Source organism: Kitasatospora sp. NPDC057904, from assembly GCF_042887925.1.
GTDB lineage: Bacteria > Actinomycetota > Actinomycetes > Streptomycetales > Streptomycetaceae > Kitasatospora.
The window spans coordinates 127,847-149,602 of the sequence record NZ_JBHVOL010000016.1; the positions used below are offsets into that span (position 1 = coordinate 127,847).

At 73.3% G+C, this 21,756-nt stretch carries 16 protein-coding genes; 13 read left to right on the plus strand and 3 right to left on the minus strand.

Features of this window, described 5'->3' with window-relative positions; all coding sequences use genetic code 11:
* Position 1: 1 nt before the first annotated feature.
* Positions 2–1,324, minus strand: coding sequence for a VWA domain-containing protein (locus ACFVSN_RS32465; RefSeq protein WP_380497903.1), 1,323 nt, complete (start codon positions 1,322–1,324; stop codon positions 2–4).
* A gap of 205 nt (positions 1,325–1,529) precedes the next feature.
* On the opposite strand from ACFVSN_RS32465, the gene ACFVSN_RS32470 reads away from it, so the two are divergent.
* The 6 genes from ACFVSN_RS32470 (at position 1,530) to ACFVSN_RS32495 (ending at position 9,446) form a co-directional block, all read left to right on the plus strand.
* Positions 1,530–2,393, plus strand: coding sequence for an ATP-binding cassette domain-containing protein (locus ACFVSN_RS32470; RefSeq protein WP_387957180.1), 864 nt, complete (start codon positions 1,530–1,532; stop codon positions 2,391–2,393).
* Positions 2,390–3,070, plus strand: coding sequence for an ABC transporter (locus ACFVSN_RS32475; RefSeq protein ID WP_387957181.1), 681 nt, complete (start codon positions 2,390–2,392; stop codon positions 3,068–3,070). Before ACFVSN_RS32470 ends, ACFVSN_RS32475 begins: the two co-directional genes overlap by 4 nt.
* Positions 3,071–3,241: 171 nt before the next feature.
* Positions 3,242–4,609, plus strand: coding sequence for an FtsW/RodA/SpoVE family cell cycle protein (locus tag ACFVSN_RS32480; RefSeq protein WP_387957184.1), 1,368 nt, complete (start codon positions 3,242–3,244; stop codon positions 4,607–4,609).
* Entirely contained in the window at positions 4,609–6,120 is a 1,512-nt protein-coding gene (locus ACFVSN_RS32485) for a penicillin-binding transpeptidase domain-containing protein (protein WP_387957187.1), read from the plus strand. Before ACFVSN_RS32480 ends, ACFVSN_RS32485 begins: the two co-directional genes overlap by 1 nt.
* A gap of 178 nt (positions 6,121–6,298) precedes the next feature.
* Entirely contained in the window at positions 6,299–7,861 is a 1,563-nt protein-coding gene (locus tag ACFVSN_RS32490) for an amino acid permease (protein ID WP_380444241.1), read from the plus strand.
* A 160-nt stretch (positions 7,862–8,021) separates the two neighbouring features.
* Positions 8,022–9,446 carry a hypothetical protein gene (locus ACFVSN_RS32495; protein ID WP_387957189.1) on the plus strand — a complete coding sequence of 475 codons (1,425 nt, stop codon included), beginning with the start codon at positions 8,022–8,024 and terminating at the stop codon, positions 9,444–9,446.
* Positions 9,447–9,479: 33 nt separating this feature from the next.
* Here the strand turns inward: ACFVSN_RS32495 and ACFVSN_RS32500 are convergent, their stop codons facing one another.
* Both ACFVSN_RS32500 and ACFVSN_RS32505 read right to left on the minus strand, forming a co-directional pair.
* Positions 9,480–11,252 carry a penicillin-binding transpeptidase domain-containing protein gene (locus ACFVSN_RS32500; RefSeq protein WP_380444245.1) on the minus strand — a complete coding sequence of 591 codons (1,773 nt, stop codon included), beginning with the start codon at positions 11,250–11,252 and terminating at the stop codon, positions 9,480–9,482.
* A 190-nt stretch (positions 11,253–11,442) separates the two neighbouring features.
* Positions 11,443–13,281, minus strand: a complete 1,839-nt coding sequence (locus tag ACFVSN_RS32505; protein WP_387595390.1) for a dolichyl-phosphate-mannose--protein mannosyltransferase — start codon at positions 13,279–13,281, stop codon at positions 11,443–11,445.
* A gap of 97 nt (positions 13,282–13,378) precedes the next feature.
* Here ACFVSN_RS32505 and rsmI point away from each other — a divergent pair, with 97 nt between their 5' ends.
* The 7 genes from rsmI (at position 13,379) to ACFVSN_RS32540 (ending at position 21,728) form a co-directional block, all read left to right on the plus strand.
* Positions 13,379–14,263, plus strand: coding sequence for a 16S rRNA (cytidine(1402)-2'-O)-methyltransferase (gene rsmI / locus ACFVSN_RS32510; protein ID WP_387595387.1), 885 nt, complete (start codon positions 13,379–13,381; stop codon positions 14,261–14,263).
* A gap of 349 nt (positions 14,264–14,612) precedes the next feature.
* The gene (locus ACFVSN_RS32515; protein WP_380444251.1) at positions 14,613–15,038 is read left to right on the plus strand and encodes a hypothetical protein; all 426 of its coding nucleotides are present in this window, start codon (positions 14,613–14,615) and stop codon (positions 15,036–15,038) included.
* A gap of 162 nt (positions 15,039–15,200) precedes the next feature.
* Positions 15,201–16,820: a methionine--tRNA ligase gene (gene metG, locus ACFVSN_RS32520; RefSeq protein WP_380444253.1), complete on the plus strand. Its 1,620-nt coding sequence runs from the start codon at positions 15,201–15,203 to the stop codon at positions 16,818–16,820.
* A complete protein-coding gene (locus ACFVSN_RS32525; RefSeq protein ID WP_380444255.1) occupies positions 16,820–17,698 on the plus strand; it encodes a TatD family hydrolase in 879 nt (292 codons plus the stop codon). Before metG ends, ACFVSN_RS32525 begins: the two co-directional genes overlap by 1 nt.
* A 209-nt stretch (positions 17,699–17,907) precedes the next feature.
* Complete coding sequence (gene rsmA / locus ACFVSN_RS32530) at positions 17,908–18,789, plus strand: 16S rRNA (adenine(1518)-N(6)/adenine(1519)-N(6))-dimethyltransferase RsmA (RefSeq protein WP_380444257.1); 882 nt, start codon at positions 17,908–17,910, stop codon at positions 18,787–18,789.
* Entirely contained in the window at positions 18,786–19,718 is a 933-nt protein-coding gene (locus ACFVSN_RS32535; protein ID WP_387957191.1) for a 4-(cytidine 5'-diphospho)-2-C-methyl-D-erythritol kinase, read from the plus strand. The genes rsmA and ACFVSN_RS32535 overlap by 4 nt, the downstream gene beginning before the upstream one ends.
* A gap of 192 nt (positions 19,719–19,910) precedes the next feature.
* Positions 19,911–21,728 carry an ABC-F family ATP-binding cassette domain-containing protein gene (locus tag ACFVSN_RS32540; RefSeq protein ID WP_387957194.1) on the plus strand — a complete coding sequence of 606 codons (1,818 nt, stop codon included), beginning with the start codon at positions 19,911–19,913 and terminating at the stop codon, positions 21,726–21,728.
* The last annotated feature ends 28 nt before the right edge of the window (positions 21,729–21,756 follow it).

A 21,756-nucleotide genomic window follows, 5' to 3' on the forward strand; every position in this document is an offset into this window, starting at 1 on the left:
GTCAGTTCTCCCGCCAGACGGCGATCCGCCAGCGGGCGATCCAGCCGGCCACCAGGCCGGTCAGCAGGCCGGCGCCGGTGAGGGTGAGCAGCAGGATCCAGCCGCGGCCGAGGCCCATCGCCGCGCCCTCGGGGGCGGGGGAGGCGGAGGCCAGGTCGACGGTCAGCTCCAGCGGCAGGCCGGGGTCGGCCTGGACGCCGGCCTGGGGGGCCAGCGAGTTGCTGACGACCAGGCAGACGGTTGTCGGCGGCTGCTCGCTCGGCGACGCCTTGGGCTTGGCGATGACGTAGCCCTTGGAGTCGTTCGTGGACCAGCGCAGGCCGGTGGAGATCACGTCGTTGCGGCCGTTGTCCGCGTCGGTGCCGCGGACCAGCTCCTGACCGGTCGCGCTGGTGGCCTGGAGCAGGACGCCGTAGTCCCGGGCGACGGCCCGGTCCAGGGAGACGCTGACCGAGGCGCGCAGCTCCTGGCCGGACTTGACCGGGACCTTGTAGACGCGGTGCTCGGAGAACTTCTCGCGGTCGCTGTAGACGCCGGGGGCGAGGACGGGGGCGTTCTCGCACTTGTCGGTGCCGGCGGTCTTGACCGGGTTGACGGTGTAGGTGTCGTCGCTGCGGTCGATCAGCTGCTTCACCTTGTTGGTGAGCTGGTCCTGGCTGCGGACGTCGGTGTAGGTGCCGCCGGTCGCGTTGGCGATGCAGAGCAGCTGCTGGCGGGTCTTGTCGTCGTGGGCGAGGCCGAGGGTGTCGACGACCAGGTGGATGCCCTGGGCGGCGAGTTCGCGGGCCACGTCGCACGGGTCCGGCGGGGCGCAGTCGTCCTCGCCGTCGGTGATCAGGACGATCCGGCGGGTCGCGTCGCCCTTGCCGAGGTCCTGGGCGGCGCCGCGCAGCGCCAGGCCGATCGGGGTCCAGCCGGTGGGGCGCAGGGTGGCGACCGCGGTCTTGGCCTCGACCTTGTTGGTCTTGCCGACCGGGAACAGCTGCTTGGTGTCCTGGCAGCCGACGGTCTTGTCGTTGCCGGGGTAGGTCGCGCCGAGCGTGCGGATGCCGAAGTCGGTCTCCGCGGGCAGGGCGTCGATCACCTCGTTGAGGGACTGCTGGGCCACCGAGATGCGGCTCTTGCCCTGGATGTCGGCGGTGTTCATGGAGCCGCTGACATCGAGGATGAGGTCGACCCTGGGGGCCTCCTGGGGAGCCGGGGCGGAGCCGCCCGATGGTTCGTCGGCGTGGGCGGGCAGGCCGAGGAGCAGCGAGGCACCCGTTATCGCCGCGGCGGCGAGCAGGCTGCCCAGCCTGGTCGTTGGTCGTCGTCGTCCGGTAATCACGCGGCCGATCCTAGGGATCATCAGTTCGCCATGGCCAAACGAGTCCGCAGCGTGGCGGTGGTGCACCCCCGGGCGAACTCCCGCGCGCGGGCGGGGTTTCGCGGGCGCCGGGCTCACACGGCGCTTATGCGCGGTGGTTAGCCTTCCGTGCGGACCGGTCGAGCGGGTCCGGACCGGCCGGGCGGGCGGCGAAGGGGGCGCGGTGGAGCTGACGGGCGTCGGGAAGCGGTACGGGCGGGGCGGGCGGTGGGTCCTGCGCGGGGTCGACCTGGCCGTCCGGCCGGGGGAGTTGGTGCGGATCGCGGGGGCGAACGGGACGGGCAAGTCGACGCTGCTCAGGCTCGTCGCGGGGATCGAGCGGCCGAGCGCGGGGCGGGTGGTGCGGCCGGGGACGGTGGCGTACGTGCCGGAACGGTTCCCGCCGGCGCTGCCGTTCGACGCGGCCTCGTACCTGCTGCGGGTCGGCCGGGTGCACGGGCTGACGGACGCGGAGGCGCGGCGCGGGGCGGCGGAGTGGCTGGACCGGTTCGGCATCGCGGACCGGGCGGGCACGCCGCTGAACCGGCTGTCGAAGGGCACCTGCCAGAAGGTCGCGGTCGCGCAGGCGCTGCTGCCCGGGGCGCGGGTGCTGCTCCTGGACGAGGCCTGGACCGGGCTCGACCCGGCGGCCCGGACGGTGCTGGACGAGGCCGCGGCCGAGCGGGCGGCGGGCGGCGGCGCGGTGCTGTTCGTCGACCACGACCCGGCGCGGCTGGCCGGACTGACCACGGCCGCCTACCGGGTCGGCGCGGACGGCGGGCTGCGGCCCGCGGAGGAACGGCCCGCGGAGGAGCGGGCCGTGCGGGCGGACGGCCCGTCGGTGCGGGTGGAGGTGGACGTGGACGTCCTGGACGGTGATCCGCTGCCCGCCCGGCTGCCGGGCGCCCCGGAGCTCACCGCGCTGGAGGGGACGGCGGTGCGGCTCACGGTGGCGGCGGCGCACTCGGACGCTCTGCTGCGCCGCCTGCTGACCGGCCGTCCGGCCGTGAGCGTGCTGGCCGTCCGGCGGCGGGAGGGGGAGCGGTGAGGCAGGTCGGGGCGCTGGCCCGGTACCACCTGGAGCTGCTGCTGCGCGGGCACGGATGGCTGCCGCCGTTCCTCGCGTACGCGCTGCTGCTGGTGCTGGGCGTGACGGCGGGTGATCCGCTGCTGGGCGGGCTGGGCTACGGCGCGGGCGTGCTGCTGCCGGTCAGCGCGTGGTACGTCCGCAGTGCCCTGAACGCCGAGCCGCCGGCCTCACGGGCGTGTCTGGTGGCGGCGGCGGGTCCGGCCCGGGTCCAGCTGGGCGGGCTGCTGGCGGCGCTGACGGTCGGTCTGGTGCTGGCGGTGGCCGAGGTGGCCGGGCTCTGGTGGGTGAGCGGGCCGGTCGCCAACCCGAAGGCGGACCAGCCGCCGGTCGGGGTGTCGCTGCTGGCCGGGCTGCTGGCCTCGGTGGTCTCCGTGCTGCTGGGGGTGCTGGTGGGGGCGCTGTGCAACCGGCCGGTGCTCGCGCGGGCGCAGTACGGCATCCCGCTGGCGCCGGCGCTCGCGACGGCGGTGCTGGTGGCGCCCGGCTCGCCGGCGAACGCGGCGGTGAGCGGCCTGGTCGCCGCCGACCGGACCGGGCGGGTCGGCCCGCCGTGGCTCGAACTGCTGGCGGCCGCGGGGCTGCTGGTGGCGGCCGCCGCGGGTTCGGCGGTGCTGGCGGGGCGGCGGCCGGAGTGAGCCGGCGGGCGCGGGCCCCGATGATCCGGACAATTGCTGACACACCGTGAAGAAGAGCCGATAAATATGGATAGTGCTCGTTAGGGTGACGAATCGGGGCGCGGGCGCTTCCGCTCCCCGGTACGTCCGACGCGCGGGAAGGACCCGCGGTGAGCACCCCCAGGACGGTCCGTGGCGACACCCTCCGCCGTGACCACCACCGCCGCCCGGCCGGCCCGGCCGGTACCGACCCGGCGCACCACCGAGCTCGTGCTGGTGCTGGCCGCGGTGCTGATCGCCGTGTTCGGCTACGTCGAGGTCGGCGTCGACCTGGACGGCACGGTGCCCGCCGACACCGCCGGGTACGGCGCCGCGCTCGGCGTGCTCGCCCTGCTGGCGCACGCCGTCGTCCGGTGGCGGGCCCGGTACGCGGACCCGCTGCTGCTGCCGATCGCGGTGCTGCTCAACGGGATCGGGCTGGTGGTGATCTACCGGCTCGACCGGGCGACCTCCGGCCCGGGCGCGGCCTCCACGCAGCTGCTGTGGTCCGCCCTCGGGGTGGCGCTGTTCGGCGCGGTGGTGCTGCTGGTGCCCGACCACCGGCGGCTCCGGCGCTACGCCCACGTGGGCGCGCTCGCGGCACTCGTCCTCCTGGTGCTGCCGATCTTCTTCCCGCCGGTGTACGGGTCCCGGATCTGGATCGTCGTCGGGCCGCTCTCCTTCCAGCCGGGGGAGTTCGCCAAGGTCCTCCTGGCGGTCTTCTTCGCCGCCTACCTGGCCGTGCACCGGGACGCCCTCGCGCTCACCGGGCGGCGGGTCTGGCGCTGGCAGCTGCCGCGCGGGCGGGTGCTCGGGCCGGTGCTGCTGATCTGGGCCGCGTTCGTCGGGGTCCTGGTGCTGGAGACCGACCTCGGGACCTCGCTGCTGTACTTCGGGCTGTTCGTCGTGATGCTCTACGTCGCCACCGCGCGCACCGGCTGGATCGCGATCGGGCTGGGCCTCGCGGCGGCCGGCGCGGTGACGGTGGGATTCCTGGAGGCCCACGTGCGCAGCCGGGTGGCGGACTGGCTGGACCCGCTCGGCTCGATCGCGGCGGGCAAGGGGGCCAACCAGATCGCCCAGTCGCTGTTCGCCTTCGCGTGGGGCGGGGAGCTCGGGACGGGCCTCGGCAACGGGCACTCGGTGCTGATCGGCTTCGCGGCCAAGTCCGACTTCATCCTCGCGACGATCGGCGAGGAGCTCGGCCTGACCGGGCTGGTCGCGGTGTTCCTGCTGTACGCGCTGCTGGTCTCGCGCGGGTTCCGGACGGGCATCGCGCTGCGCGACCCGTTCGGGCGGCTGCTGGCGATCGGGCTGGCGGCGATCGTCGGCCTGCAGGTGTTCGTGGTGGCGGGCGGGGTGCTCGCGCTGATCCCGCTGACGGGGATGACGCTGCCGTTCGTCGCCCAGGGCGGCTCGTCGGTGGTCACCAACTGGATCATCGTGGCGCTGCTGGTCCGCATGAGCGACATCGCGCGGCGGCCTGCTCCGGCCCCTGCTCCGGCTTCGGGGGAGGCCTGATGGCGCGCTTCGGGCCGGCCAGGGGGAACGGGCCGCAGGGGCTCCCGGGGATCTCCGTGACCGGCCGCCGTGCCGGCACGTTCTGCCTGCTGCTGATCGCCGCGCTGTGCGTCCAGGCCACCCGGGTGCAGGTCTTCGAGGCGAAGGACCTCGACCACAACAGCGCCAACCAGCGGCTCACCGTCGAGCGGTACGGGCAGCCGCGGGGGAACATCCTGGTCGGCGCGGACACCGTCACCGGCTCGGCGCCCACCGGCGGCCGGTACGCGTACAAGCGCACCTACACCGACGGCCCGACGTACGCGGCCGTCACCGGCTTCGCCTCGCAGGCGTACGGCGACACGCAGCTGGAGGGGACCGAGGACGACCTGCTGACCGGGACGGACAGCCGCCTCGCCGGCTGGGCGGTCTGGGACGCGGTCGCGCGCCGGCAGAACCCCGGCGGGGACGTCTACACCACCCTCGACCGGGCGGCCCAGGAGGCGGCGATGCGCGGGCTGGGCGCGCAGACGGGCGCGGTCGCCGCGATCGAGCCCGCCACCGGGCGGATCCTGGCGCTGGCCAGCACGCCCACCTACGACCCCGGGAGCTTCGCAGGGTCCACCTCGGCCGACCAGACGGCGTGGAACCGGCTGCAGGCCGACAGCGGCCAGCCGATGCTCAACCGGGCGCTGCGCCAGACCTACCCGCCCGGCTCGGCCTTCAAGGTGGTGACGGCCGCCGCCGCGCTCGCCGGCGGGGTGGTCACCGACATCAACGCGCCCACCGGCGCGCCCTTCCCGTACGTCCTGCCGGGGACGACCACGCCGCTGGTCAACGACACGAGGGCCTGCGACCAGCCCGGGCAGTCGCTGGACACCGCGATGACCTACAGCTGCAACAGCGTCCTCGGCTACCTCGGCGTGCGCACCGGCCTGGACGCGACGGCCGCGATGGCGGCGAACTTCGGCTTCAACGACGCCAGGCTCGACATGCCGGTGCGGCCGTCGCGCTCGAACTTCGACACGAAGATGAACGACTCGCAGCTCGCGCTCTCCTCTATCGGGCAGTTCGACACGGCCGCGACCCCGCTGGTGATGGCGATGGTCGCGGCCGGGGTCGCCAACAACGGGACCGTGATGCGTCCACAGCTTGTGGACAAGCTGACGAAGAGCGACGGGACGGCGGTCCAGCTGATGAAGCCGGCCGTCTACAAGCGGGCGATGGAGCCGGGGGTGGCCGCGCAGGTGCAGCGGCTCATGACGGACGTCGTGGACAACGGCACCGGCGCCAACGCCCGGATCCCGGGCGCGGTGGTCGGCGGGAAGACGGGCACCGCCCAGCACGGCGTGGACAACAGCGGGACGCCGTACGCGTGGTTCGTCTCGTGGGCCAGGCCGGCCGGATCGGACAAGGTGCCGCCGGTGGCCGTCGCCGTGGTCATCGCGGACAGTGACGCCACGGACGTGACCGGTGGCGGGCTCGCGGCGCCGATCGCCCGCTCGGTGATGCAGGCCGTCCTCGGACGGTGACCGGGGCGATATCCCTGAGCTGCGGCTTTACCTCGCCCGAGGGAGATTCGCCGTTTACGAAGCGTCCGGTTTGTCCTTGTCCATTCGACAGTTCGTATAATGCGCAAGCCCGGACTGTTCGTTTGCGACACTGGTGCATTCGCGCGGTACTGTCCCATCTTTGTTCGGTTGGTCCCCGATGACACCCCGTATCGCACTTGGTGACCGACCGCTAGGACACCCTCCCTCGCCTAGAAAGACCGCGGTTTTGGCCAGCAACTCCCTTGGTGCGCGTCTGCTGCGACGCAAGCCCGTGTCGACACTGATCGCCGAGAGCGAGGGCCGGGACAGCCTCCCGGCCGGCGCGCCGGAGGAGGGCGGACGCTCCGGCATCCACCTCCGCCGCTCCATCGGACTCTGGCAGCTGTCCTCGATCGGCATCGGCGCCACCATCGGTACCGGCATCTTCTTCGTGCTCAACACCGCGGTGCCGTCCGCCGGACCGGCCGTCATCCTGTCCTTCGTCATCGCCGCCGTCACGGCGGGCCTCACGGCGCTGTGCTACGCCGAGATGGCCTCCGCGATCCCGGTCTCCGGCTCGTCCTACTCCTACGCCTACGCGACCCTCGGCGAGGGCGTCGCCTTCGGCGTCGGCATCTGCCTGCTGATGGAGTACGGCGTGTCCGCCTCCGCGATCGCGGTGAGCTGGGCCGAGTACCTCGACAAGTTCCTCGACCTGGCCTTCGGGGTCAAGATCCCCGAGCAACTGGCGGGCGCGCCGGACAGCACCCACTGGTTCAACCTGCCGGCGCTGCTGCTGGTCGCCATGGTCTGCTTCCTGCTGATCCGCGGCGTCAGCGAGTCGGTGAAGGTCAACGCGGCGATGGTCGCGATCAAGATCCTCATCCTGGTGCTGTTCGTCGGCGTCGCGCTCACCGGCTTCCACTCCGGCAACCTGACCCCGTTCATGCCGCTCGGCATCGGAGGCGTGCAGGTCGCGGCCTCCAGCATCTTCTTCTCGTTCATCGGCCTGGACGCCGTGTCCACCGCCGGCGAGGAGGTCAAGAACCCCCGCCGCACCCTGCCGCTGGCGATCATCATCTCGCTGGTCGTGGTGACCCTGCTCTACATCCTGGTCGCGCTGGCCGGCATCGGCGCCCAGCCGTGGCAGAAGTTCGACGGCCAGGAGGCCGGGCTCGCCCAGATCCTCCAGGACATCACCGGCCAGAGCTGGCCCGCGATGGTCTTCGCGGTCGGCGCGATCCTCTCGATCTTCAGCATCACCCTCGTGGTGATCTACGGCCAGACCCGCATCCTGTACTCCATGGGCCGCGACGGCATGCTGCCCAAGCGCTTCGCCGAGCTCTCGCCGCGCACCGGCACCCCGGTCTGGAACACGATCGTGGTCGGCGTCGGCGTGGGCGCGCTCGCCGCGTTCGTCCCGCTCAACATCCTGGCCGACATCACCAGCCTCGGGACGCTCATCGCCTTCTCGGTCGTCTCGGTGGGCGTCATCGTCCTGCGCCGCACCCAGCCCGACCTGCCGCGCGGCTTCAAGGTGCCCGGCTACCCGGTCGTGCCGCTGCTCAGCGTCGGCTTCTGCGGCTACCTGATCACCGGCCTGCACGCCGACACCTTCCGGGCCGGGGCGATCGCCCTCGCCGTCGCCGTGGTCGTCTACTTCGGTTACAGCATCAAGAACTCGAAGCTGGAGCGCGGAGCGGAGCAGCAGAGCGCCCCGGTGGACAGCCACTCCGGCTGATCCGTCTCACGCTCCGGATCCGGCGGTGGTCACCGCCCGTTGCTATGGATACGAAGGGTCGCCAGGTGGCAAGACGCCTGGCGACTCTTCGCGCGTAGACCGCGACTCTCCGTCGATCCCGGTGGCGACAGCGCGGGCCCCCCACCCATAACCTTCCACCATGGTGAGCACCCGCACGCCCGGCTTCTCCCGCCCGCGCGGCCGCTTCACCGGCCGTTCCAGAACGCCGGCCCCCCAACCGGTCGGACCGCCCTCCCGGCCCGACCGCCCCCTGCGCGGCCTGGTCTCCAGGGCCGTCCCCCGCCAGCGCCGCGAGAACACGTTTCCGCCCACGGCCGCGCGGACCGACCCCGCCCGGCTCGCCTCCCTGCGCAGCGTCCAGCTGCTCGGCTGCGCCGTCGCGGCCGGCTGGGCGGCCGCCTTCCCGCTCGTCTCCGACCTGCCCAACCAGCGCGTCTGGGGCATCATCGCGGCCCCCGCCTACGCCCTGGCCGGGCTGCTCTGCCTGATCCTGCCGCGCCGGTTCGCGGCGCGTTCCGCCGCGGCGGTCGCCCTCCTCGGGGCCGTCGTCGTGCCGCTGGCGCTCCTCGCCGTCCAGGGCCGCCACCAGTCCGAGGTGATGGTGGTCGAGCGCTCGGCCCACCTGCTGCTCACCACCGGCAGCGCCTACCTGCAGCACCCCGTCGTGGTCACCGACTACAACCCGTACCTGCCGGCCATGTCCCTCTTCGGGATGCCCCGCCAACTGCTCGGCAGCGGCGACGCCTTCACCCGGGTCGCCGGGGACGCCCGGATCTGGTTCGCGCTCACCTTCTTCGCCTGCCTGCTGGCCAGCTGGGGCCTGCTGCGGCCCTCCCGGGACCGCGCCCCGCTGCTGCCGCTCGCGGTGCTCACCGCCTCGCCGCTGATAGCGCTCGCCCTCGTCGTCGGCGGTGTCGACCTGCCGCTGATCGGCGTCTGCTGCCTGGCCATGGCACTCGCCGAGCGCGACCGCACCGTCGCCGCGGGGCTCGTCCTCGCCCTCGCCTGCACCCTCAAGTGGACGGCCTGGCCCGCGCTGCCCGTCGCCGTCCTGCTGCTGTGGCGGCTCTACGGGCGGCGCCCGGCGGCCCGGACCGGGCTGATCGCGGTCGGCACGAGCCTGGCCGTGCTCCTGCCGTCCGTGCTGACCAGGGCGGCCGAGCTGCGTGAGCAGGTGGTGCTCTTCCCGCTCGGGATGACCGCGATCCGCACCCCGGCCGGCAGCCCGCTGCCCGGCAAGGTGCTGGCCGGCTTCGGACCGACCGGGCACACCGTCTCGCTGACGCTGATGACCCTCGGCGGCGTCGCGGTGGCCATCTGGCTGCTGGCCCGGCCGCCGGTGACCGCGACCGGCGCCGCCGACCTGCTGGCCGCGGGGCTCGCGATCGCCTTCATGCTGGCCCCGGCCGGGCGCTTCGGGTACCTCGCGCTGCCGGCCGTCCTGGTGATCTGGCCCCGGCTCGCCGCGCGGCGGTGGAGCAACCGGCCGGCCGCCGTGGTGCGGCGGCGCCCGGAACAGCCGGACCGCCCGGAACGGCCGGAGCCCGCTCTGCCGAGGGGCTGAGCGGGCTCCTGGGGGTGCCGGTGCGTGTGGGGTCTACCGGTTGCCGAAGGACTTGAGCAGCGAGGCGACGGCCGGGCCGGCCGCGTCGACGCCGTGGCCGCCGCCCTGCACCTCGGCCGCGACCGCGATGTTGCCGCGGTAGGCGGTGAACCAGCTGTTGGTGGTGGCCGCGCCGGCGACCTCGGCGGAGCCGGTCTTGGCGCCCGCGTTGTCGGTGATCCCGGCCATCACGGCCTGGGCCGTGCCGCCGGTGGCGGTGGCGTTCATCATCGCGCGCAGCTTGCCGGCGACGTCCGGCGAGATCTGGCGGGCGGCCGGCTGCTGCGGCAGGCCGGCGACCAGGATGGGCTGCTTGAACGCGCCGCTCTGCACGGTCGCCGTGATCGAGGCGATCGCCAGCGGGTTCATCTGGACCTTGCCCTGGCCGATGTAGTTCATCGCCTGCTCGTCCTTGCTGCCCGGGGTGGCCGGGATCTTGCCGTCCGAGTTCGGCAGGCCGGTCTTCCACTCCAGGCCGACGCCGTAGACGTCCTTGGCGGTGGCCGCGAGCGTCTCCGGCTTCAGGCTGGTCAGGCCCTGGTTGATGAAGGCGGTGTTGCAGGACACCTTGAAGTCGTCCTGGAGGGTGTTGTTCGGGAAGGCGCCCGGGAAGTCGTTCGGGATCGCCACCGGGTTGCTGCTCTTCTCCGGGCAGGCCACGTTCGAGTCCGGGTTGATCCCGGCCTCCAGCAGCGCCGTCGAGGTGACGATCTTCATCGTCGAGCCGGGCGCGAGCAGGCCCAGGAAGGCCCGGTTCTGGCCGTTGGACGGCGCGTTGGCGAAGGCCAGCACCTGACCGGTGCTCGGCTCGATCGCGACGATGGAGCCCTGCTTGCCGCCCAGGTCGGTCATCGCCTTCTCGGCCGCGGCCTGGATGGCGTTGTCGATCGTCACCTTGAACGGCTTGCCCGGCTTGGGTTCGACGATCGTGAACAGCTTGTCCGGGGCGGTCTTGCCGGCCGGGTCGCTGATGACGACCGCGCTGCCCGCGTCCTGGTCCTTGTTCGGGTCCGGCGGCAGCAGCTTGCGGGCGTTGTCCTGGAGGGTCGCCAGCGACGCGGTGAGCGAGGGGGCCTGCAGCGGCTTGCCGTTGCGGTCCACGGCGCTGGACGGCGGGGCGAAGACCTGCTGGGTGGCGATCGTCTCGTTCCCGGACAGGTGCGGGTGGAGCACGCTCGGGGCCCAGTGCACGGCCGGGGTGTCGTCGCTCATCTTCACGACGCCGAGGAAGCCGTTGTAGTCCCAGACCCGGGCGGTGCCCTCGAACTCGGCGCGCGCCTTGAAGCCCATCAGCACGCCGGTGGGCGCGGGGGTGGCGGCGGCGGACGGCGAGTCGCTCGCGCCCGGCGTGCCGGCGGCCGAGGGGGTCGCGGACGCGGAGGGTGCGCCGGACGGCTTGGCCGGGGTGGGGGTGCCGGTGGCCGAGGCGAAGGCCTGCGGGGTGGCCGGGCCGGACGGGGTCAGCGTCAGCGCGCTCGGCTTGACCTGCTCCTTGAAGGCGGTCAGCGCGGCCGTGGCGGCGTCCGGGTTGTCGGTCAGCGAAGCCGCCTTGGCCACGTCGCCGGCCGCCCAGGCCGCCAGGAAGTCCTTGGCGCCGCTGGCCGCCTGGTCCGCGGAGGGGGGTTCGGCGACCACCGTGCGGGGCTTCTTGGCCGAGCCGGACCCGTCGCCCGAGCCGTTCACCAGGCTGTACGCGCCGTAGCCGCCGCCTGCGAGCACGGCGACGGACACGCCGGTGATGATGCCGATTTTCGCGCCTTTGCGCATGGTGCTGCTCCCCCAGGGGTCGGGCGACTAACGCGGTACTGACCCCCCACCCTAGGCAGGCCGACTCGGTGCGCCGACGAAACGCCCGGGAGTTGTGACGGTTCTGGTACGTGTCGAACACCGTATGCGTACGGTCCCCGCACTCCCGGCCGGACCGGGGCGCGGCGGGCCGGCCCGGCCCGGAGCCGGCTCAGATCCAGCTGTTGAACCACATCCGCCGGCGCCAGTCGTCCATCGGGATCGTCTGTCCGGAGAACAGCGGGAAGAAGAACAGGAAGTTCCAGACGATCAGCAGGACCAGCAGGCCGGCCGACGCGCCGCCGATGATCCGGCGGTCCCGGGAGGCGCCCGGGGGCCCGATCATCGCGCCGAGCATCATCGTCACCGCGAGCACCAGGAACGGGACGAAGGCGACCGCGTAGAACAGGAAGATCGTCCGCTGCTGGTACTCGAACCAGGGCAGGTAGCCGGCCGCCAGGCCGCACAGCACCGCGCCGGCCCGCCAGTCCCGCCGGGCCGCCCAGCGCCACAGGCAGTACACCAGGGCGATGCAGCCGGCCCACCACAGCAGCGGGGTGCCGAGGCCGAGCACCTCGCGGGCGCACTCGGCCGCGGTGCAGCCGTCCTGGCCCGTCTTCGGGGACTCGTAGTAGAAGGAGACCGGCCGGCCGAGGACCAGCCAGCTCCACGGGTTCGACTGGTAGGTGTGCGGGTCGGTCAGGTGGGTGTGGAAGTCGTACATCGTGGAGTGGTAGTGCCACAGGGCGCGCAGGCCCTCCGGGATCCACGGGTAGTCGGTGCTCCGGCCGGCCGCCCAGTCGCGGCCCCAGCCGCCCTGGCCGGGCGCGTTGCTGCTGGCGAACCAGCCCCACCACGAGGCGACGTAGACCCCCAGCGCGACCACGACGACCGAGACGAAGGCCGGCAGCGCGTCCCGGGTGAGCGCCGCCAGGTACGGGCGCGGGGCCCCGGCCAGGCGGCGCGCGCCCGCGTCCCAGAGCACGGTCATCAGGCCGAAGGCGGCCGCGACGTACAGGCCGCTCCACTTGGTCGCGCAGGTCAGGCCGACGCAGACGCCGGCCGCGATCCGGTACGGGCGCCAGCCCAGGCGCACCCGCTGGGCGAGCGCGGCGTCCGCGATCCCGTCGAGCCGGGCGGCCAGCAGGGCCCTGGTGCGGTCGCGGTCCAGGATCAGGAAGCCGAAGGCGGCGAGGATCCAGAACATCACCACGAGGTCCAGCAGGGCCGAGCGGCTGAGCACGAAGTGCAGGCCGTCCACCGAGAGCAGCAGGCCGGCCACGCAGCCCAGCAGGGTGGAACGGAACAGGCGGCGGGCGATCCGGGCGATCATCAGCACGGACACCGTGCCGAGCAGGGCCACCGCGAAGCGCCAGCCGAAGGGGTTCATCCCGAACAGCCACTCGCCGAAGCCGATGATCCACTTGCCCACCGGCGGGTGGACGACGTAGCCGGCCATCGGGCGGTAGGGGGCCGTCCCGTCCTTCATGATCTGCTCGTTGGCGCCGTCCGGCCAGTTGATCTCGTAGCCGCCGTGCCAGAGCGCGTACGCGTCCTTGGCGTAGTACGTCTCGTCGAAGATGATCGCGTGCGGCTCCCCGAGGTCGGTGAACCGCAGGATCCCGGCGAAGACCGCGACGGCGACCGGGCCGAGCCAGCCCGACCAGCGGCACAGGAACGCCCACAGGGCCGGCGGCACCGCGATGCCCAGGCGCAGCAGCAGCGGGGACGGCGGGACGTCGTCCGGCGTCACCCCGGGGCCGTCCGGCATCGGCGGCACGAGGCGTTCGGTCAGCGGCGCGGCCGGGCGCGGCGCGTAGCCGAAGCCGGCCAGGCGTCGGCGCCAGGCGGCGGGCCGGTCGGCGGGCGGGTCGGCGGGCGGGTCGGCCACCGGCGGGCGCGGGGCCGGGACGGCGGGCACGGAACCGGACGGCAGGTCCGTCGCGCCGAGGCCACCCGGTGTGGTGCGGTCTCTACCAGTGGGCGTCTGCGCCGCCGTGTCGCCGTTCATCCGCCACATCGTAGGCGCGCGGTCCTATCGTCGGACCGGCCCCTCGGAAGCTGCCCGAATCGTCACCATAAGCACGCGGGCTGGAAGGATGGGGCCCGTGACAGGAGTACTCGTTCTCGCAGGCACCCCCATCGGCGACGTCTCGGACGCCCCGCCCCGGCTGCTCACCGAACTCTCGACCGCGGACGTGATCGCGGCCGAGGACACCCGGCGGCTGCGCCGGCTGACCCAGGCGCTCGGGGTGACCCCCGCCGGGCGGGTGGTCTCCTACTTCGAGGGCAACGAGGTCGGCCGCACCCCCGAACTGGTCGAGGCACTGCTCGGCGGCGCCCGGGTGCTGCTGGTCACGGACGCAGGCATGCCGTCCGTGTCCGACCCCGGCTACCGGCTCGTCGCCGCGGCGGTCGCGGCCGACGTCAAGGTCACCGCGGTGCCCGGGCCGTCCGCGGTGCTCACCGCGCTCGCCCTGTCCGGGCTGCCCGTCGACCGCTTCACCTTCGAGGGCTTCCTGCCGCGCAAGACCGGCGACCGGGCCCGCCAGCTCGCCTCGATCGCCGCCGAGCCGCGCACGATGGTCTTCTTCGAGGCGCCGCACCGGATCGCCGAGGCGCTCGCGGCGATGGCCGAGGCCTTCGGGCCCGAGCGGCCCGCGGCGGTGTGCCGCGAGCTGACCAAGACCTACGAGGAGGTCAAGCGCGGCCCGATCGGCGAGCTGGCGGCCTGGGCGGCCGAGGGCGTCAAGGGCGAGATCACCGTGGTCGTCGCCGGGGCCCCGCCGGCCGCGCCGCAGGAGCTCACCCCGGCCGAGCTGGCCCGCCTGGTCGCCGTCCGCGAGGAGGCGGGGGAGCACCGCAAGGAGGCCATCGCCGCCGTCGCGGCGGAGCTGGCGCTGCCCAAGCGGGAGGTGTTCGACGCCGTCGTCGCGGCGAAGAAGGAGGGCTCCGGGACCGGGAAGCACGGCCCGGCCGGTACCGGGAAGTAGGACCCGGCCGGTGCCGGGAAGCAGGGCCCGGCACCACGGGGGAGGGGGCGCCCGCGGCCACGGGGAAGTGGGCGCGGGCGGGTACGGGTTCGAACGGGTTTGATAAGCCGGTGAATTCCGGGGGTTGCGTGGCGGGCGGTGCGTCGTACCTTGGAGTGAAGGCCCCGGTAAACGCCAACTGAGCTGAAGCTTTGGCCGCGGTTTCCGCAATGGATCCGACCTTTCGTCTAGGGATCCCCAACCCGCATCCAAGTCTTCACAAGCAGGGCATCGCCAGGGGCGGTCCGGGCATTTCCTGGAATGGAAAGACCCAGCCGGGCGAGCGCCCGGCGGGCGCTGGGAGACGGCTATGAGCGAGACGATCGGTAGCCCCCTCGGTGGCAACGCGCTGAGCGACCCCGTCCCGGCCGGGCGGGCGCACACTCCCGTCGAGACCGTTCGGGAGGCCTACTCCTTCGCGTGCCTGAAGTGCGGGTACGGGTGGGAGCAGGCGTACGACATCGAGCACCACGTCGCCAGGGACGGCCACGTCGTGTTCGAGTACCACGCCAACGGTGTCCGGGTACCGTCCCCGCTGCTCAAGCCGACCTGCCCGGGGTGTGGTGGACACACCGTCCGGATCATGCGCGAGGGCCGGGTGGCCGTCGCCGACCAGCCCTGGCAGCACGCCCCCGGCTACCCGGCGCACGCCGAGCCGGCCGGGCCGCCCGCGGTGTCCGGGCCCGCGCAGCCGCGCGGACGCTGGGCCCGGTTCTGGTCGCGGCTGCTGGGCTGACACCAAGGCGCGCACCGGGGCGCGCAGCGGGGCCGTCCTCCCGTGACCGCCGGGGCGGTCCCCGGGCGGCCGGTGTCTGCGGTCGGCGGGGGCGGCTCCCGGGCGTCCGCGGGGCGGAACGCGGTCGAGGGCCGCTCGCGTGCCCGACTAAGCTTTCCGACCATGGCGGCCACTGCAGACCACAGCACCACCGGGGCGAGCGCCCCGGCGTACTACGTTTCCACCCCGATCTACTACGTCAACGATCGCCCGCACCTGGGCCACGCGTACACCACCGTGGCGGGCGACGTCCTCACTCGCTGGCACCGCCAGCGCGGCGAGAAGGTGTGGTACCTGACCGGCACCGACGAGCACGGTCAGAAGATCATGCGGACCGCCGAGGCCAACGGCGTCACCCCGCAGGAGTGGTGCGACAAGCTGGTCGAGGAGGCGTGGAAGCCGCTCTGGGAGCACCTGGAGATCGCCAACGACGACTTCATCCGCACCACCCAGCAGCGCCACACCGACCGCGTCCAGGAATTCGTCCAGGACCTGTACGACAAGGGCGAGATCTACAAGGGCGGTTACTCCGGCCCGTATTGCGTCGGCTGCGAGGAGTTCAAGCTCCCGGCCGAACTGCTCGACGGCGCCACCGCGGACGAGAAGCTCTGCGCCGTGCACAAGCGGCCGGTGGAATGGCTGGAGGAGGAGAACTACTTCTTCCGTCTCTCCGCCTACGGACCGAAGCTGCTGGAGTTCTACGCCGCCAACCCGGACTTCATCCAGCCCGCCTCGGCGCGCAACGAGGTGCTGCGCTTCGTCGAGCAGGACCTGAAGGACCTGTCGATCTCCCGCTCCACCTTCAACTGGGGCGTCCCGCTGCCCTGGGACGAGAAGCACGTCCTGTACGTGTGGGTCGACGCGCTGCAGAACTACATCACCGCCGCCGGCTACGGCAGCGACCCGGAGCGCTTCGCCGAGCTGTGGCCCGCCTCCGTCCACCTGGTCGGCAAGGACATCCTGCGCTTCCACGCGGTGATCTGGCCCGCCATGCTGATGGCCGCCGGACTGCCGCTGCCCAAGCGGGTCGTCGCCAACGGCTGGCTGATGGTCGGCGGCGAGAAGATGTCCAAGTCCAACCTGACCGGCATCGCGCCCACCGACCTCACCTCGCACTTCGGCGTGGACGCCTACCGGTACTACTTCCTGCGCGCGATCCCGTTCGGCACCGACGGCTCCTTCTCGTGGGAGGACTTCACCGCCCGGTACACCTCCGAACTCGCCAACGACTTCGGCAACCTGGCCTCCCGCGTCGCCGCCATGGTCGGCAAGTACTTCGACGGCGTGCTGCCCGCCGCGACCGCGTCCGGCGAGGCCGAGAAGGCCGTCCAGGACGGGCTCGCCGCCGCCGTCGCCGCGGCCGACCGGAAGATCGGCGAGGACCTCGACTTCGCGGGCGGCCTCGCGGCGATCTTCGAGTTCGTCAAGCAGGTCAACGGCTACATCAGCGACCAGGAGCCCTGGAAGGTCGCCAAGGACGACTCGGCCGAGGGCCGGGCCCGCCTGGCCACCATCCTGTACACCGCCGCCGAGTCGCTGCGCGCCACCGCCGTCCTGCTCAACCCGGTGATGCCGGCCACGGCCGAGAAGCTGTGGGCGTCCCTCGGTGCCGAGGCCGGACTGGGCGCGCTCGCCGCGCAGACCGTCGCCACCACGGCCGACTGGGGCCGACTGCCCGTCGGCGCCACCGTCACCAAGGGCGAGATCCTCTTCCCGCGCCTCGAAGAGAAGCCCGCCTCCTGATGGCGAAGAAGGACGACGACCGGTCGACCCCGCCGCCGCTGCCGGAACCCCTGGCGGTGGCGGTGGCCGACTCGCACACCCACCTGGACATGCAGTCCGGCACGCCCGAGGAGGGCCTCGCCCGCGCGGCCTCGGTCGGGGTCACCACCGTCGTCCAGGTCGGCTGCGACGTGCCCGGCTCGCACTGGGCAGTCGAGCTGGCCGCCCGGTTCGAGCAGGTCCACGCGGCCGTCGCGCTGCACCCCAACGAGGCGCCGCGGATCTTCCTCGGCGACCCCGACGGCTGGTCCGGGCAGCAGCGCCCGGCCGGCGGTGCGGCGGCGCTGGACGAGGCGCTCGCCGAGATCGACGCCCTCGCGGCGCTGCCGCAGGTGCGGGCCGTCGGCGAGACCGGCCTCGACTACTTCCGCACCGGGCCCGAGGGCGTGGAGATCCAGAAGGAGTCGTTCCGCCGGCACATCGAGATCGCCAAGCGGCACGGCAAGGCCCTGGTCATCCACGACCGCGACGCCCACGAGGACGTCATCGCCGTCCTCCTGGAGGAGGGCGCCCCCGAGCGGACCGTCTTCCACTGCTACTCGGGCGACGCGGAGATGGCCAAGGTCTGCGCCGAGCACGGCTGGTACCTGTCGTTCGCGGGCCCGGTCACGTTCAAGGCCAACCAGCCGCTGCGCGACGCCCTGCTGGCGACCCCGCTCGACCGCGTCCTGGTCGAGACGGACGCGCCCTTCCTCACCCCGCACCCCTACCGCGGCCGGCCCAACGCGCCGTACCTGATCCCGGTCACGGTCCGGTCGATGGCGGCGACGCTGGGGCTGCACGAGGACGAGCTGGCGACGGCGATCGCGGCGAACACGGCGCGGGCGTTCGGGTACTGAGCCGGGGGCGCCTCGTTCGTGGGTGCCGGGGTTGGGGCCGGGGCTGGGGCTGGGGCTGGGTGCCGGTGCTGGTGCTGGGTGCCGGGGCTGGGTGCCGCCCGGTTCGGGGGTACCGAACCCGGTGCGTCCGGTCTGCGGGCGGCATCGGGAACCCGTCCGTCCGGTCCGGCGCGTCCGGACGGCAGGGCCCGCGCCCGTATCCTTGGCCCGTGAGCACCACCGAACCCACCCCTGACAGCCACCTGCTGGGCGCCGCCGACATCCGGGAGCTGGCCGCCGCGTTCGGCGTGAAGCCGACCAAGCAGCGCGGGCAGAACTTCGTCATCGACGGCAACACCGTGCGGCGGATCGTCCGGGCCGCCGACGTGACGGAGCAGGACGCGGTGGTGGAGGTCGGCCCCGGCCTCGGGTCGCTGACGCTCGCCCTGCTGGAGGTCGCGCGGCACGTCACCGCCGTCGAGATCGACCCGGTGCTCGCGCAGCACCTGCCGGACACCGTCGCCGCCCGGATGCCGGGCAAGGCCGACGCCTTCGACCTGGTGTTCAGCGACGCCATGGAGGTCACCGAGCTCCCCGGCCCGGCCCCCACCGCGCTCGTCGCCAACCTCCCGTACAACGTGGCGGTGCCCGTCCTGCTGCACATGCTGGCCACCTTCCCCAGCATCGAGCGCACCCTGGTGATGGTGCAGAGCGAGGTCGCCGACCGGCTCGCCGCCAAGCCCGGCAACAAGGTGTACGGCGTCCCGTCGGTCAAGGCCAACTGGTACGCCGACGTGAAGCGGGCCGGCGCCATCGGGCGCAACGTCTTCTGGCCCGCCCCCAACGTCGACTCCGGCCTCGTCTCGCTGATCCGCCGCGAGCCCCCCAGGACCACCGCGAGCCGCGCGGAGGTGTTCGCGGTGGTCGACGCCGCGTTCGCCCAGCGGCGCAAGACCCTCCGGGCCGCCCTGGCCGGCTGGGCCGGCTCCGCCGCCGGGGCCGAACAGGCCCTCGCCGCCGCCGGGATCGACCACAAGCTGCGCGGCGAGATGCTGACGGTGGAACAGTTCGCCGCCATCGCCGAGCACAAGCCGAAGGCTGGGAACGAGTGATCACCGTACGGGTGCCGGCCAAGGTCAACGTCCAGCTGGGGGTCGGCGGCCTGCGCGCCGACGGCTTCCACGACCTGGCCAACGTCTTCTTCGCCGTCGCCCTCGGCGACGAGGTGACGGCCACCCCGGGCGACCGCCCGGGCATCACGCTGACCTGCTCCGGCCCGGACGCCGGCGCCGTCCCGCTCGACGACGGCAACCTCGCCGCCCGCGCGGCCCGGCTGCTCGCCGCCCACCACGGCATCGCCGACCCCGCCGTGCACCTGCACATCGCCAAGGCCATCCCGGTCGCCGGCGGCATGGCCGGCGGCAGCGCCGACGGCGCGGCGGCACTGGTCGCCTGCGACGCCCTGTGGAAGCTGGACACCCCGGCCGACGTGCTGCTGGAACTCGCCGCCGAACTCGGCTCCGACGTGCCGTTCGCCCTGGTCGGCGGCGTCGCCCTGGGCCGCGGCCGGGGCGAGATCCTGGAGCCGCTCCCGGTCGAGGGCACCTACCACTGGGTCTTCGCCGTCGCCGACGGCGGCCTCTCCACCCCCGCCGTCTTCCACGAGTGCGACCGCCTGCGCGACGAGGCCGGCACCGGCTCCAGCGCCGTCGACGTCCCCACCCCCGACGCCGACCCCGCGCTGCTCACCGCCCTGGCGGACGGCGACGCCGTCGCCCTCGCCGCCGCGCTCTCCAACGACCTCCAGGCCGCCGCCCTCTCGCTGCGCCCCGCCCTCGCCGCCACCCTGCGGGCCGGCACCGAGGCGGGCGCGATCGGCGCCCTCGTCTCCGGCTCCGGGCCGACCTGCGCGTTCCTCGCCAAGGACGCCGACGGCGCCGCCGCCATCGCCGCGGCCCTGCGCGCCTCCGGCACCTGCCGGACGGCGCACGCCACGTACGGGCCGGTCGCGGGGGCCGCGGTGGTGGACCGGCCGCTGTAGGGGATCGGCCCCGGTGATGCATCGGCCCCTGTACTGGGGCCGAGCTCGGCGGTGCGGGCGGTGAGCTCGGCGGTGCGGGCGATTCGGCGGGCCCATTAGGCTGGGGAGATCGGGGCGTCCCCGAGAGGGGCGCCCGGCCGGGGAACGGCGGGCCGCCCCGGCACCGCCGAACCCCCCAGGAGCGCAGCACACGTGGCCGTCAACCTCGCCACCATCGAGTCCGTCACGAAGGTCTACGGCACCCGCGCCCTGCTCGACGCGGTCAGCCTGGGCGTGAGCGAGGGCGACCGGATCGGCGTCGTCGGCCGCAACGGCGACGGCAAGACCACCCTGATCCGGATGCTCGCCAAGCTGGAGGAGCCCGACGGCGGCCGCATCACCTGGAACGGCGGCCTCGAACCGGCCGTCCTCACGCAGCACGACTCGCTCGACCCGAAGGCCACCATCCGGCACGAGGTCATCGCCGACCGCGCCGACCACGAGTGGCTCGGGGACGCCCGCATCCGCGACATCATCGAAGGCCTCTTCGGCGGCCTCGACCTGCCCGGCTTCGCCGACGGCCTGGACACCGTGATCGGCCCGCTCTCCGGCGGCGAGCGCCGCCGGATCGCCCTCGCCAAGCTGCTCCTCGGCTCGCCCGAGCTGATCATCCTCGACGAGCCCACCAACCACCTCGACGTCGAGGGCATCAACTGGCTCGCCCAGCACCTGCAGAAGCGCCGCTCGGCCCTCGTCTGCGTCACCCACGACCGCTGGTTCCTCGACCAGGTCTGCACCCGGATGTGGGACGTCCAGAGCGGCTCCGTCCACGAGTACGAGGGCGGCTACTCCGACTACGTCTTCGCGCGCGCCGAGCGCTCCCGCATCGAGGCCGTCGAGGAGCAGAAGCGCCAGAACCTCGCCCGCAAGGAGCTCGCCTGGCTGCGCCGTGGCGCCCCCGCCCGTACCTCCAAGCCGCGCTACCGCATCGAGGCCGCCAACGCCCTGATCGCCGACGTGCCGGAGCCGCGCGACAAGTCCGAGCTGATGAAGTTCGCCAACGCGCGCCTCGGCCGGACGGTCTTCGAGCTGGAGGGCGTGACCGTCAAGGCCGGCCCCAAGCTGCTCCTGGAGAACCTCACCTGGCAGCTCGGCCCCGGCGACCGGATCGGCCTGCTCGGCGTCAACGGCGCCGGCAAGACCTCGCTCCTGCGCGCCCTGCGCGACGCGTACGCCTCCGAGGGCGACGTGCAGCCGGACTCCGGCGTGATCAAGGTCGGCAAGACCGTCCGGCTCGCCTACCTGTCCCAGGAGATCGCGGAGCTGGACCCGGAGGTACGCGTGCTCCAGGCCGTCGAGCAGGTCCGCTCGCGCGTCGACCTCGGCAAGGGCCGGGAGATGAGCGCCGGCCAGCTGTGCGAGCAGTTCGGCTTCGGCAAGGACAAGCAGTGGACGCCCGTCGGCGACCTCTCCGGCGGCGAGCGGCGGCGACTGCAGCTGCTGCGCCTGCTCATGGACGAGCCCAACGTGCTCTTCCTCGACGAGCCGACCAACGACCTCGACATCGAGACGCTCAACCAGCTGGAGGACCTGCTCGACGGCTGGCCCGGCTCGATGGTCGTCATCAGCCACGACCGCTTCTTCATCGAGCGGACGACCGACGTCGTGCACGCGCTGCTCGGCGACAAGCGGATGCGCATGCTTCCGGGCGGCGTCGACGAGTACCTGGAGCGCCGGGCGCGGATGGCCGCCGCTACGGCTGCTGCCGCGTCCGCGGCCGCTCCCGCGGTCGAGGAGGCCGCCGGGGCCGGGCTCTCCGGCGGGGACCTGCGCGCCGCCAAGAAGGAGATGCAGAAGCTGGAGCGGCAGATCGCCAAGCTGGACGAGAAGGAGTCCAAGCTGCACGCCCAACTCGCCGAGCACGCCGCCGACTTCTCCAAGGTCGCGGAACTGGACGCGCAGCTGCGCACCGTCCGGGAGGAGAAGGAGGAGCTGGAGATGAGCTGGCTGGAGCTGGCCGAGCAGGTCTGACGGCCCTACGGGGTGAGCCGGGCTGACC